Source organism: Microvirga sp. GN3 (assembly GCF_055792825.1).
In genome coordinates this window covers 1-13,151 of sequence record NZ_JBVVAK010000099.1, presented here as the reverse complement: position 1 = coordinate 13,151, position 13,151 = coordinate 1, and the positions used below count along the sequence as shown (strand labels likewise).

Sequence of the window (13,151 nt, the reverse complement as noted above, 5' to 3'; positions counted from 1 at the left end):
TTTACCTGCAAACATTCCTGAAGCGGATCGACAATTCACTTCGCGGCGCGTGGGGGGCGCTCTGATGTCCGAACATAGCAAGATGCAGGAGCTTGTCGCTCTCAGAACGGCACTCGGCTTTACGCAAAGCAGAATGGCGCATGAAATCGAGTTGAACCTGCGGGACTACCAATCCTTCGAATGGGGCGAGAACGAGATCCCGGACCTCTATCTCCGGGCCATTGAGCGGATCGCCATGCTCTATGCCGTTCGGCACAAGAACCCGATGCTCGTGCCGCCGGCCATGCGCGCGGAGGCTCTTCAATTCGCCAGAATGGTCGAGGCGAATATTTAAAAACCAGAAGCCCCGGACGATTTCCCCGGGGCTTGAACCCGTTCTCAGAATGTCATCGCCGCCGCGTTGATGATTCCAGCGGCGAGCGAAGCAGCGCCGAGGAACAGGGCAGCCGCCATTTCACCGCCAGCGATGCGCTGCGACAGGTTCGGCATCACGATCCGCACCAGCCAGTAGACGACGATCTGGACTGCGAGGGCCACCAGGCCCCAGACGAGGCAATCGACGATGGTCTGGGCATGGACGATGGCGCTCGCCAGCGGCAGCGCGAAACCGACGAGGCTGAAGCCGAGGGTGGTCGCCGCCGAGATCACGTTCTCACGGATCAGAGCGAACTCGTTGTGCATGGTCGCGAGCGTGTAGATCGCGAGGTAGAGGCCGACCAGGGCGACCGCGAGCACGAAGAAGATCAGGAAGTCAGGCAAGCCCGCCAGAGATGAAGCCACGGTCAGTCCTCCATACGATGTTTTCCCATCGTCTAGAGGATCATGGTTAATATTACGTTGGCTCGAACGCGATCGCGATGCCGAAGGCAGTGCTGGCAGGGACGATGAGCCTGCTGCCGATGTGCTGATAGGGAATCTCTGCGGCGTCCAGCCACTTCGCCTGCCGGTGGATATCCTCGACGCGAACCGCGAAAGCCACGAAGGACGGCTGATCGAGCTCTGCCTCCACTGAGCCATAGATCTCGGCAGCGTCATCGGGCGTGAGCACATCAATGTGGCTCTCACCCAGGCGGAACGACAGATCGTCCCCGTCCGGACTGGCCGGCTGCACGCCGGTGAAGGCCGTCAGGAAAGCTCGAAGCCGCTCCGGATCCGGCGCAGCCAGGGTCACCGATGAGATTTGCGTCGCCTTGTTGTCGTGGCGCTGGAATTCCGGGTTCCAGAAGTTTTCCGGGAAGTGCTGCTGGCAGACGAAGAAGCCCGCCTTGGGAGAATTCTCGACTGAGGCGAAGGCCAGGGTGAAGGCTACCTTGGTTTCGCTCCCATCCGGACGGCGTCCGCTGCGCTCGAAATGGAACGGCTCGAACGACCCGATGCGTTTTTCAGAGAACAGAGCGGCGTCCGCCTTGGCATCCTGGCTGTCGAGAACCAGCATGGCGAGGCCTTCGCGGTCCCTCAGGTAATCCTGGACGAAAGCGCCGAAGCTGAAGGCGCTCGCCTGATGCGGGGCAATCGCGGCCCCCTCGCCCACCGCGAGCAGTTCAATGAAGGAATCGGGCAGCTGGACGAGCCGGTTCTCGGTGCCCCAGGGGTGGCGATTGCGGGCGCCGACCTGGAAACCGAGACGCTCATAAAAGCTTCCGGCCTGATCGAGGTCGTGGACGGCAACAACGAGATGGTCGATCCGGCGGGTCATCGGGTTCTTTCCTGTACGTCGCGCCTGAATCACGTCCAGGCACGACGGGGCAGGTTAACATCAAACCAGCCGGCTTTGCTCCACGGCCGCATGAATGAAGCTCTTGAAGAGTGGATGCGGCTCGAAGGGACGAGACTTCAGCTCCGGATGGTACTGGACGCCGATGAACCAGGGATGGTTCTCGTATTCCACGATCTCGGGCAGAACGCCGTCGGGCGAGACGCCCGAGAAGCGCAGGCCCTTTTCCTCCAGCTGGTCGCGATAGGTCATGTTGACCTCGTAGCGGTGCCGGTGACGCTCGGAGATTTCCGTGCCGCCATAGATGTCCGCCACCTTGCTGCCGGGCTTGAGCGAGGCCTGATAGGCGCCGAGGCGCATGGTGCCGCCAAGATCGCCGCTGGAAGAACGCTTCTCGAGCTCGTTGCCGCGCAGCCACTCCGTCATCAGGCCGACGACCGGCTCCGCGGTCGGGCCGAACTCGGTCGAGCTGGCATTCTGGATGCCGGCCAGCGACCGGGCCGCCTCGATCACCGCCATCTGCATGCCGAAGCAGATACCGAAATACGGCACCTTGCGCTCGCGGGCGAAGCGGGCCGCCCGGATCTTGCCCTCGGCGCCGCGCTGGCCGAAGCCGCCGGGAACCATGATGCCGTGGATCCCCTCGAGGAACGGAGCCGGATCCTCATGCTCGAAGATCTCGCTCTCGATCCATTCGAGGTTCACCTTCACCTGATTGGCGATGCCGCCGTGGTGAAGGGCCTCGATCAGGGACTTATAGGCATCCTTGAGGCCCGTATACTTGCCAACGACGGCAATGGTGACCTCGCCCTCCGGATTGTGGACGCGCCCGGAAATGTTCGTCCAACGGGAGAGATCGGGCGCCTTGGCGCTGTCGAGGCCGAAGGCCGCCAGAACCTCGCTGTCGAGGCCGGCCTCGTGATAGGCCAGCGGCACGTCGTAGATCGAGCGGGCGTCGCGCGCCTCGATCACCGCGGTCTCGCGCACGTTGCAGAACAGGGCGAGCTTGCGGCGCTCGTCTTTCGGGATCTCGCGGTCCGTGCGGCAGAGAAGGATATCGGGCTGGATACCGATGGAGCGCAGTTCCGCCACCGAGTGCTGCGTCGGCTTCGTCTTCAGCTCGCCGGCGGATGGGATGAACGGCAAGAGCGTCAGGTGGACATAGATCGCCTGTCCCCGCTCCAGATCGTTGCCGAGCTGGCGGATGGCCTCGAAGAACGGCAGACCCTCGATGTCGCCGACCGTGCCGCCGATCTCGACGAGAACGAAGTCGAAGCCCTCGTTGCCGGTGAGCACGAAATCCTTGATCGCGTTGGTGACATGCGGAATCACCTGGATCGTGGCGCCGAGATAGTCGCCGCGCCGCTCCTTGGTGATGATGTCGAGATAGATGCGCCCGGTGGTGATGTTGTCGGCCTTGGTGGCCGGCACGCCGGTGAAGCGCTCGTAATGTCCGAGATCCAGATCGGTCTCAGCGCCGTCGTCGGTCACGAAGACCTCGCCGTGCTGATAGGGACTCATCGTCCCCGGATCGACGTTGAGATATGGGTCGAGCTTGCGAAGCCGGACCTTGTAACCGCGTGCTTGGAGAAGCGCTCCCAGGGCCGCCGAAGCCAATCCCTTGCCGAGCGAAGACACCACGCCGCCGGTGATGAATACGTACCGCGTCATGGACCCCTATCCATAAAGATCGGACGCCGATTCGCAATCGCGAACAGCGTTACCCGAAGCCAATCCACAAAAAGAGAGGGCCGGAAGCCCGGCCCTGGTTTTCACTTACTGCTGAGGCGCTGCGGGCGCCGGCGCCGGAGCGCTGGGGGCCGGAGCCGCCGGTTGGTCGCCCTGAAGGCGCTGCAGCTGCTCGAGCACATTACCGCCCTGCGGAGCCGCCGGAGCCTGCTGGCCCGGAGCCGGCGCCGTCGGCGCGGCGCCGCCATCCAGGATCGAGCGCGGAGCCCGGGTCGAGGTCGCCATGACGGTGAGCGCGATGCTGGTGATGAAGAAAAGGCCTGCCAGAATCGCGGTCGCGCGGGTGAGCGCATTGGCCTGGCCGCGCCCGGTCATGAAGCCGGAAACACCGCCGCCACCGCCGCCGAGGCCCATGCCGCCGCCCTCGGAACGCTGCAGAAGAACCACGCCGATCAAAGCGAGGACGATGATCAGGTGGACAATGATGAGAACTGTTTGCATCGTTTTCAAAAACCTCAAGCGGCTGCGCACAGGGCGTCAGCCGCTCGCAATCCGTTCGTTGCGGCGGCCTGTAGCATAGGTGGGCGCAGGATCAAAGACCTGCAAGCCGCCTTTTCTCAGTTACCCGAGATACGCCCCGGCGATGGCCAGGAAATCGGCCGCGACGAGGCTCGCGCCCCCCACCAGCGCGCCGTTGACGTTCTCCACTGCCATCAGTTCGGCAGCATTCGAGGGCTTCACGGAGCCGCCATAGAGAATGCGGACCCGTGCGGAATCGGCCTTGCCGACGAGGCGGCGCAGCTCGTCCCGGATCAGGGCATGCACCTCCGCCACGTCGGCGACGGTTGGCGTCAGGCCGGTACCGATGGCCCAGACGGGCTCATAGGCGACCACGAGATTATGGCTGTTCGAATCGACCGGGATCGAGCCGCGCAGCTGCTTGCGGACGACGGCGAGGGTTTTGCCGGCCTCGCGCTCCTCGCGGGTTTCGCCAACACAGACGATAACCGTGAGGCCGGCCCGGTGAGACGCAACCGCCTTGGCGCAGACATCGACGTCCTTCTCCTTGTGATACTGGCGGCGCTCGGAATGGCCGACGATCACATAGGAAGCGCCTGCATCGGCCAGCATTTCGGCCGAAAGGTCGCCCGTGAAGGCGCCCGATTCCTTGGCGTGGCAATCCTGGCCGCCGATGGCGACGCGCGAGCCGACGGAACGCTGAGCGAAGAGGCTCACGAGAGTCGCAGGTGGGCAGACGGCCAGCTCGACCTTGGCCTTGAGACCCGGAGTGTAGCCGGCGTGGATCTCCTCCAGAACCTTGGTCGAGGACCTCAGTCCGTTCATCTTCCAGTTTCCCGCCACCAGCGGGCGCGGCCTATCGACGCTCATTTCAGGCACTCCTGTCACGCTTGATAATTTGGCACTAGCAGAGGCTTGAGCCCTCTTTCAACCAGACTTGCCCTTTTCGTAGAGCCCCTGATCGTTTATCGGCAGGTTTAACGAGTTTTTGGAAAACGGGTTCACGATGCTTCGGAACATGCGCAAGGCTGGGCAGACGCTGGTCGGCAAAGTCATCGCCACCATCTTTTTCGGCGCCCTCATCGTCAGCTTCGCCATCTGGGGCATCGGCGACATCTTCCGTGCGACACCCGCTTCCGCGGTGGCCGAGGTCGGCAGCATCACCATCACGGTGGATCAGGTCCGCAACGCCTATACCAACGAGCTTCAGCGGCTCGGGCGCCAGTTCCGCACCGTGATCAGCCCCGAGCAGGCCCGCGCCTTCGGCCTCGACCAGCAGGTCGTCTCCAATCTCGTGACCGAGGCCGTGATGGCCGAGCAGGCCAAGCAGATGGGTCTCTCCGTCTCCGACCAGCTTGTCGCCGCCTCGATCATGAACAACCCGACCTTCAAGGGAGCCGACGGCCAGTTCAATCGCGCCCTGTTCGATCAGGCCCTGCGCAATGTCGGCCTCTCCGAGGCGGGCTTCGTGCAGGAGCAGCGCTCTGCCATGGCGCGTCTCCATCTCGCCGAGGCCATCGCCGGGGACATCACGGTCCCGGTCGCTGCCAAGGAAGCCCTGCATCGCTATGCCAGCGAGCGTCGCGCTGCCGCCTACATCCTTCTGACCGCTGCCACGGCGGGCGACATCCCCGCCCCCACGGCCGAGCAGCTTCAGAGCTTCTTCAACGAGCGCAGGAGCTCGTTCCGGGCTCCCGAATACCGGGCCGTGACGGTCATGGTGCTCGACGCCGCCGCCGTCGCCAAGCCGGATACCGTGTCCGAGGCCGACGCCCGCCAGCGTTACGAGCAGCAGAAGGCCAAGTACGGCACGCCGGAGCGCCGGACGATCCAGCAGATCACCTTCCCGTCCCAGGCCGAAGCCGAGGCCGCGGCCGCCAAGATCAAGGAAGGCACGACCTTCGAGGCCCTCGCCACCGAGCGCAATGTGTCCCCGCAGAGCCTGGAGCTCGGCACCTTCGCCAAGGCCGAAATGCTCGATCAGGCCGTGGCAGAAGCGGTCTTCGCCCTTGAGCAGAACGCTGTCAGCGCTCCCATCGCCGGCCGTTTCGGCCCGGTGATCGTGCGGGTCACGCAGATCCAGCCCGAAGCTGTCCGCCCCTTCGAGGAGGTTGCCGCCGAGCTCCGTCAGGAGGTCGCTCAGGAGCGCGCCCAGGGCCAGATTGAGCGGATCCACGACGAGATCGAGGATCTGCGCGCTGGCGCTAAGCCGCTGGCGGACATCGCCAAGGAAAAGGGCCTGACCCCGGTCCAGATTCCCGCGGTCGAGGCCGGCGGTCTCGACAAGGCCGGCAATCCGGTCAACGTCCCTGAGAAGGACGCCGTCGTGAAAGCGGCCTTCGCGTCCGACATCGGCGTCGACAACGAAGCCCTGCGCACCGCCACCGGCTATGTCTGGTACGACGTGACCGGCATCGAAGCCTCCCGCGAGAAGAATCTCGACGAGGTCCGCGATCAGGTCGCCACTCTTTGGCGCGAGGATCAGGTGGCGCAGCGTCTGTCCGAGAAGGCGAACGAGCTCACCGGGCGCCTCGAAAAGGGTGAGGCCATCGAGGCTGTGGCCCAGGCGGCGGGCGCGGAGGTCAAGAACGCGACCGATCTCGCCCGCAATGTCGCGAAGGACGATCTCGCCATCGAGGCCGTGAACCGCATCTTCGCCGTCCCGGTCGGCAAGGTGGGTCACGCCGCCAACGGAACGGATGCCCGTGCCGTGTTCAAAGTCACTTCCGCCACCGTGCCGCCGCTCGTCACCACGACGCAGGCGGCGCAGAACGCCGAGAACCAGCTCCGGGCCGGGTTCGGCGACGACCTGATCAGCCAGTACATCGCCCAGGTCCGCCAGGATCTCGGCGTGACCATCAACCAGCAGGCGCTGCGTCAGGCAACGGGCGGCGAATTGTAACCCATGACGATCACGCCCGATTTCGATACCTTCGCTCAGGCCTATGAGGCTGGCGAGGCCGGCGTTCTGCGGGCCACATTGGTGGGTGATCTTTTAACCCCTGTCGCGGCTTTCCTGAAGCTGCGGCATGACCGGAAGGGCTCGGCCTTCCTGCTGGAATCCGTCGAAGGCGGAGCGACTCGCGGCCGCTTCTCGATGATCGGGCTCGATCCCGATCTCGTCTGGCGCTGCCAGGATGGCGAGGCCTCCATCGACCGTCAGGCGCAAAGCCGTATGCAGGAATTCAGGGTCGAGGAACTTCCACCCCTGGAGAGCCTGCGCGCGCTTATCAAGGAAAGCGCCCTGCCCCTTTCCGACGACTTGCCGCCCATGGCGGCAGGCCTCTTCGGCTATCTGGGCTACGACATGGTCCGGCTGATGGAGCGCCTGCCTGAGCCCAATCCGGACGTGCTGAAGGTGCCGGACGCGATCCTGATCCGACCGACCGTCATGGTGGTGTTCGATGCCGTGAAGGATGAGATTTCGCTCATCACGCCCGTGCGCCCGCAGTCCGGGACCTCGGCCAAGGCGGCCTACGAGACGGCTTTGTCACGCCTCGACGAAGTGACGGCTGCACTCGAGCGCCCGCTCCCTATCGATGATCGCAGCGACCCGACCAAGATCCATTTTGAGCCGCCGGTCTCGAACACGACACCGGAAGAGTTCGAAACGATGGTCGCCAAGGCGAAGGAGTACATTCGCGCCGGCGATATCTTCCAGGTGGTGCTGTCGCAGCGGTTCGAGTCGGCTTTTCCCCTGCCCGCTTTCGCACTCTATCGCTCCCTGCGTCGGGTCAATCCGGCGCCATTCCTCTGCTATCTCGATTTCGAGGATTTTCAGATCGTCTGCTCCTCGCCGGAGATCCTGGTGCGGGTCCGCGACGGCAGGGTCACGATCCGTCCCATCGCCGGAACGCGGCCGCGCGGCGCGACGGCCGCCGAGGATCGCGCCCATGCGGAGAGCCTGCTCGCCGACCAGAAGGAACGGGCCGAGCATCTGATGCTGCTCGATCTCGGACGCAACGATGTGGGCCGGGTCGCGGAGATGGGCTCCGTGGAGGTCACGGATTCCTTCTTCCTCGAATATTACAGCCAGGTGATGCACATCGTCTCGAACGTGGAGGGCAGACTCGATCCCTCCTTCGATGCGCTCGATGCGCTCGTCGCAGGCTTCCCGGCCGGCACGGTCTCCGGCGCGCCGAAGGTGCGCGCCATGCAGATCATCGACGAGCTGGAGAAGGATAAGCGTGGGCCTTATGCCGGCTGCATCGGCTATTTCGGCGCCAATGGCGAGATGGATACCTGCATCGTGCTGCGCACCGCTTTGGTGAAGGACGGGCGCATGGCGGTCCAGGCCGGCGCAGGCATCGTCTACGATTCCGATCCGGCTTCCGAGCAGCAGGAATGCATCAACAAGTCGAAGGCGCTGTTCCGGGCGGCCGAAGAAGCCGTGCGCTTCGCAAGCCAGGCGAGGGTCGGACAGTGAGTTTTGAAGAAAGCCGCATTTTCGAACGGCGAACCGGGGCGACTTCGCCTGAAAATGCTATGCTCCCAATGCTTCCCTTGACCGGAACCGTCGCTTACGCGAACGTCGGCGCGCTATGACCCGCGTTCTCGTCATCGACAATTACGACAGCTTCACCTGGAACCTGGTGCATCTGCTCGGCCCGCTCGCCACCTCGGTGGATGTGGTGCGCAACGACGCCATCACCACCGACGAGGTGATTGCTTCCGCGCCGGATGCCATCGTGCTCTCGCCCGGACCCTGCTCGCCGAACGAGGCCGGGATCTGCCTCGATCTCGTGAAACGCGCCTCGCCCGAGATCCCGACCTTCGGTGTTTGCCTCGGACTGCAGACCATCGGTCAGGCCTTCGGCGGCACAGTTTCCCGTGCGCCTCTGCCCATGCACGGCAAGGTGTCGGAGGTGGAGCATAGCGGTCAGGCCGTGTTCCGCGGTATCAACGGCGTCTTCAAGGCGACCCGTTACCACTCGCTGATCGTGGACCGCGAGACCTGCCCGAGCGATCTCCTCGTGACAGCCGAGACTGCCGACGGCCTCGTGATGGGCCTGTCCCATCGGTCGCGGCCGATTCACGGCGTCCAGTTCCATCCCGAGAGCATCCTGTCGGAGCATGGGGTGACGATCATGCGCAATTTCTTCGAACTCGCGGCGGATTGGAACGCCAAGCATCGCGTCGCCAGCGGTGCAGCCGCTCCAGCAGGACAGTAAAACCGATGGAATCGTTCAAATCCTATCTCGCCAAGGTCGCCACGGGTGCATCGCTGACGCGCGACGAGGCGCGAGACGCCTTCGACGATCTGCTCTCCGGTGAAGTGACGCCTGCCCAGGGCGGCGCCTTCCTCATGGCTCTGCGGGTTCGTGGTGAGGCCCTCGAGGAGATCGTCGGCGCCGTCACGGCCATGCGCGGGCGCATGCTGCGGGTCAATGCTCCCGAGAAGGCGATCGACATCGTCGGTACGGGCGGCGACCACAAGGGCAGCTACAACATCTCGACGCTCGCCTCGATCATTGTCGCTTCCTGCGGTGTTCCCGTCGCCAAACATGGGAACCGGGCCGCTTCTTCGAAATCGGGTACGGCGGATGTCCTCTCGGCGCTCGGCGTGAAACTCGGGCTTGACCCGGAGGGCCTGGAGCTCTGCCTTGCCGAGACCAAGCTCTGCTTCATGTTTGCCCAGACCCACCATGCCGCCATGCGCCATGTGGCGCCCGTGCGTGTGGAGCTCGGGACGCGGACGATTTTCAATCTGCTCGGCCCCCTGGCCAATCCGGCCGGCGCCAAGCGTCAGCTTCTCGGCGTGTTTTCAGAAGCTTGGCTCGAGCCGCTCACACAGGTTCTGAAAGAGCTCGGCTCGCAGAAGGTCTGGACCGTGCATGGTTCCGACGGGCTCGACGAGATGACGACCACCGGTCCGACCTTCGTGGCGGCCTTGGAGAACGGCGCAATCCGCCGCTTCACCGTGACCCCGGAGGAGGTCGGCCTCCCGACGGTATCTCTGGACGACCTGCGCGGTGGTGACCCGGAACACAACGCGGCCCAGCTGCGCGCAGTTCTCGATGGCGCCCGCACGCCTTATCGCGACGTCTCCTTGCTCAACGCGGCGGCCTCCCTCGTGATCGCGGACGAAGCCGCGAACCTGCGCGACGGTCTCGACCGTGCCTCGCGGGCTCTCGACAGTGGCGCATCGAAGGCGACCCTCGAACGTCTCGTCAAAGTCTCGAACAGCTGAGTGCAAGTCACATGGCCGATGTTCTCAGCAAGATCGAAGCCTATAAGCGTCAGGAGATCGAAGCGGCAAAGGCGGCCATTCCGCAAGCCGAGATCGAGCGCCGTGCCCGCGCGGCCTCCCCGCCCCGCGGCTTTGCCAAGGCTATCGAGCGCCATCTCATCGAGGGGCGACCCGCCCTCATCGCAGAGGTGAAGAAGGCAAGCCCGTCCAAGGGTCTGATCCGCGCCGATTTCGATCCGCCGAGCCTGGCGAGGGCTTACGCCGAAGGCGGCGCGACTTGCCTGTCAGTGCTCACCGACGAGCCCTCCTTCCAGGGCAAGCCCGAATATCTCACGCAGGCCCGTGAGGCCTCGGGGCTGCCGGCCCTGCGCAAGGACTTCCTGTTCGAGCCCTACCAAGTCTACGAGGCCCGTGCCTGGGGCGCCGACTGCATTCTCGTGATCATGGCAAGCGTCTCCGACGATGAGGCCCGCGCGTTGATCGATACGGCGCACGATCTCGGCATGGATGTGCTGGTGGAGGTGCATGACCGCGCGGAGCTGGAGCGGGCCCTGCCGCTGGGCACGAAGCTCGTCGGCATCAACAACCGCAATCTGCGCACCTTCGAAGTGTCGCTCGGCGTCAGCGAGGAGCTCGCTCCCCTGATTCCGTCCGACCGCATCGTCGTCGGCGAGAGCGGCATCTTCACGCTCGCCGACATCGAGCGTTTGTCGAAGGTGAGCATCCACACCTTCCTCGTCGGCGAGAGCCTGATGCGCCAAGCCGACGTGGCGGCGGCCACGCGAAAACTTCTGTTCGGCGAGGCCGCATGACGAAGCTCACGCATCTCGATGCATCGGGTCAGGCCAGCATGGTCGACGTCTCGGACAAGAGCGTCACCAGCCGCACCGCGATTGCCGAAGGATATGTGGTCATGCAGGCCGAAACCCTCGACCTGATCCGCCATGGCGAGGCAAAGAAGGGCGATGTCCTGGGCACCGCTCGCCTTGCCGGGATCATGGCCTCCAAACGCACGCACGAACTCATTCCACTTTGCCACCCTCTCCTCATCTCGAAGGTCAAAGTGGACTGTACCCTCGACGATAGCCTGCCCGGCGTGCGCGTGAGCGCCGAGGTGAAGGTATCGGGCCAGACCGGCGTCGAGATGGAAGCGCTCACCGCCGTATCCATTGCCTGCCTGACGATCTACGACATGGTGAAGGCAGCCGATAAGGGCATGCGGATCGAGCATGTTCGCCTGCGCCGGAAGAGTGGCGGTCGCTCGGGAGATTTCGAGGCGCCATGAGCTTGATATCGGTCGAAGATGCCCTGTCCCGCGTTCTGGCAAGCGTCGAAAAGCCGGTCGGGATTGAGCATGTTCGCCTCGCCGCGTGCGCCGGTCGGACGCTCGCCGAGGATGTCAGTGCCCGGCGCGATCAGCCCCCCTTCCCGGCCTCCGCCATGGACGGCTACGCGGTGAGAAGCGCCGACTGCGCGCAGGTGCCCGCAACGCTCCGGGTGATCGGCACCAGTGCAGCCGGCAATCGCTTTTCCGGCACGGTTGGAGCGATGGAGGCCGTGCGCATCTTCACCGGCGCGCCCGTTCCTGATGACGCCGACGCGGTGGTGCTGCAAGAGGATACGGAGCGGTCCGACGATCAGGTGATTGTCAAGGATGCGGCCCGGCCCAACCGCCATATCCGCGCCGCCGGTCTCGATTTCCGTGCCGGCGATGTGCTGCTGCAGGCCGGTTTGCGTCTGGATTCTCGTCACATCGCCCTGGCGGCCGCCATGGGGCATGGCGCGCTCGCCGTTCACAGGAAGCCGCGGGTTGCCATTCTCGCCACGGGTGACGAACTGGTGCGCGCGGGCGAGCCTGTCGGCCCCGACCAGATCACCGCCTCCAGCCTGCCGGCGACGATGCTGATGGTGGAGAAAGCCGGGGCCGAAGCCATCGATCTCGGCATCGCCCGCGATACGCTCGAATCCCTCGACGAGCGCATTCAGGCCGCCCGCGACGCCGGTTCCGACATTCTCGTGACCCTGGGCGGCGCATCGGTGGGCGAGCACGATCTGGTGCAGAAGGCCTTGAGCCGTCAGGGCATGGACCTCGGTTTCTGGCGCGTGGCTTTACGCCCCGGCAAACCACTCATGCATGGGCGTCTCGGATCTACCCTGTTTCTCGGACTCCCCGGCAATCCGGTCTCGTCCCTCGTCTGCACCGTCCTGTTCCTGATCCCCGCGATCCGCGCCCTCCTGGGCGATCAGAAAGCCGCGGAGGATCCGACGGAGGATGCGATCCTAGGCGCCGATCTCCCGCCCAATCGAGAGCGTCAGGACTACATGCGCGCGTCCCTCTCGCTCCAGGATATCCCTGTGAGTCTCGCTCACGGCCCCGAGCGCCTTATGCTCCCCGTCGCGACCCCGCACCTGCTCCAGGACTCATCCATGCTGAGCATCCTGGAACGCTCCGACGCCCTCCTCGCCCGCCCGCCCCATGCTCCCGCGGCGACCGCCGGAGAGCCCTGCCGGATCATTCGGCTGGAGAGGTTTTGTTGATGGGCGCCTAAGCCGTCCTCGGGTTCAATAACGCACTACGCAATCTTTCGAGCGGCGATGTTCGCATTACTCCACAAGTTGGAGCTTCTTCTCTGTTGTAAGGCAAAAAAGTCAGTTTGCACTCCCGTCGCATTTTAAACTATATTACATTGCATATAAGCCCAATTTGGCGGGCTTCTTAGGGGCGAAAATGGCATACTTCACTTTCGAAAATAATCTCCCCAATCTCTCACTTGATGAGGTTTTAGTCGGCACGGTTGTACTGAATGCCACCGCTGACGTCTTCGTTCTGAAAAATTCTGCGAATGGTTACACGATTGAGATATATGGGAGCGATTTCACTTATAATGGTGGCGTTCCGGCTGGTGGGACTATCACCGTAATTACCCACGCCCTTGTCATCAGGCGCAATTCCTGAATCCATGGGGCCATGGATCGCACTGATTTGCAGCGCCTGACGAAGGAAGAGCTGATCGAACTGGTGCTGCGGCTGCAGCGGCC

General features: G+C 64.1%; 14 protein-coding genes. 8 read left to right on the top strand and 6 right to left on the bottom strand.

The features are described 5' to 3' along the window. Positions 1–64 precede the first annotated feature (64 nt). Positions 65–334 carry a transcriptional regulator gene (locus tag ACS5Q1_RS32575; protein WP_473102101.1) on the top strand — a complete coding sequence of 90 codons (270 nt, stop codon included), beginning with the start codon at positions 65–67 and terminating at the stop codon, positions 332–334. Between the two features lie 44 nt (positions 335–378). Here ACS5Q1_RS32575 and ACS5Q1_RS32570 read toward each other — a convergent pair whose 3' ends face one another. From ACS5Q1_RS32570 to tpiA, 5 genes are all read right to left on the bottom strand, one after another. Further along, a complete protein-coding gene (locus ACS5Q1_RS32570) occupies positions 379–780 on the bottom strand; it encodes a DUF350 domain-containing protein (RefSeq protein WP_203439534.1) in 402 nt (133 codons plus the stop codon). Between the two features lie 52 nt (positions 781–832). Beyond that, positions 833–1,696, bottom strand: coding sequence for a VOC family protein (locus tag ACS5Q1_RS32565; protein ID WP_473102099.1), 864 nt, complete (start codon positions 1,694–1,696; stop codon positions 833–835). Between the two features lie 60 nt (positions 1,697–1,756). After that, positions 1,757–3,385: a CTP synthase gene (locus ACS5Q1_RS32560; RefSeq protein WP_203439536.1), complete on the bottom strand. Its 1,629-nt coding sequence runs from the start codon at positions 3,383–3,385 to the stop codon at positions 1,757–1,759. A 105-nt stretch (positions 3,386–3,490) separates the two neighbouring features. After that, positions 3,491–3,904 carry a preprotein translocase subunit SecG gene (gene secG / locus ACS5Q1_RS32555; protein WP_473102098.1) on the bottom strand — a complete coding sequence of 138 codons (414 nt, stop codon included), beginning with the start codon at positions 3,902–3,904 and terminating at the stop codon, positions 3,491–3,493. 120 nt (positions 3,905–4,024) lie between these two features. Continuing rightward, positions 4,025–4,792 carry a triose-phosphate isomerase gene (tpiA, locus tag ACS5Q1_RS32550; RefSeq protein ID WP_473102096.1) on the bottom strand — a complete coding sequence of 256 codons (768 nt, stop codon included), beginning with the start codon at positions 4,790–4,792 and terminating at the stop codon, positions 4,025–4,027. Between the two features lie 136 nt (positions 4,793–4,928). On the opposite strand from tpiA, the gene ACS5Q1_RS32545 reads away from it, so the two are divergent. From ACS5Q1_RS32545 to ACS5Q1_RS32515, 7 genes are all read left to right on the top strand, one after another. After that, positions 4,929–6,824: a SurA N-terminal domain-containing protein gene (locus ACS5Q1_RS32545; protein WP_473102095.1), complete on the top strand. Its 1,896-nt coding sequence runs from the start codon at positions 4,929–4,931 to the stop codon at positions 6,822–6,824. Positions 6,825–6,827: 3 nt separating this feature from the next. Then, on the top strand, positions 6,828–8,348 hold the full coding sequence (gene trpE / locus ACS5Q1_RS32540) for an anthranilate synthase component I (protein ID WP_473102094.1): 1,521 nt from the start codon (positions 6,828–6,830) through the stop codon (positions 8,346–8,348). Positions 8,349–8,463: 115 nt separating this feature from the next. Further along, entirely contained in the window at positions 8,464–9,093 is a 630-nt protein-coding gene (locus tag ACS5Q1_RS32535; protein ID WP_473102093.1) for an anthranilate synthase component II, read from the top strand. A gap of 5 nt (positions 9,094–9,098) precedes the next feature. Continuing rightward, positions 9,099–10,112, top strand: a complete 1,014-nt coding sequence (gene trpD / locus ACS5Q1_RS32530) for an anthranilate phosphoribosyltransferase (RefSeq protein ID WP_473102092.1) — start codon at positions 9,099–9,101, stop codon at positions 10,110–10,112. A gap of 11 nt (positions 10,113–10,123) precedes the next feature. Next, positions 10,124–10,924: an indole-3-glycerol phosphate synthase TrpC gene (gene trpC / locus ACS5Q1_RS32525; protein WP_473102091.1), complete on the top strand. Its 801-nt coding sequence runs from the start codon at positions 10,124–10,126 to the stop codon at positions 10,922–10,924. Then, entirely contained in the window at positions 10,921–11,397 is a 477-nt protein-coding gene (gene moaC / locus ACS5Q1_RS32520; protein ID WP_473102090.1) for a cyclic pyranopterin monophosphate synthase MoaC, read from the top strand. Before trpC ends, moaC begins: the two co-directional genes overlap by 4 nt. Beyond that, positions 11,394–12,650, top strand: coding sequence for a molybdopterin molybdotransferase MoeA (locus ACS5Q1_RS32515; RefSeq protein WP_473102089.1), 1,257 nt, complete (start codon positions 11,394–11,396; stop codon positions 12,648–12,650). Before moaC ends, ACS5Q1_RS32515 begins: the two co-directional genes overlap by 4 nt. Before the next feature lie 244 nt (positions 12,651–12,894). Here ACS5Q1_RS32515 and ACS5Q1_RS32510 read toward each other — a convergent pair. Further along, the coding region (locus ACS5Q1_RS32510; RefSeq protein ID WP_473102088.1) for a hypothetical protein at positions 12,895–13,151 on the bottom strand (257 nt) is incomplete at its 5' end.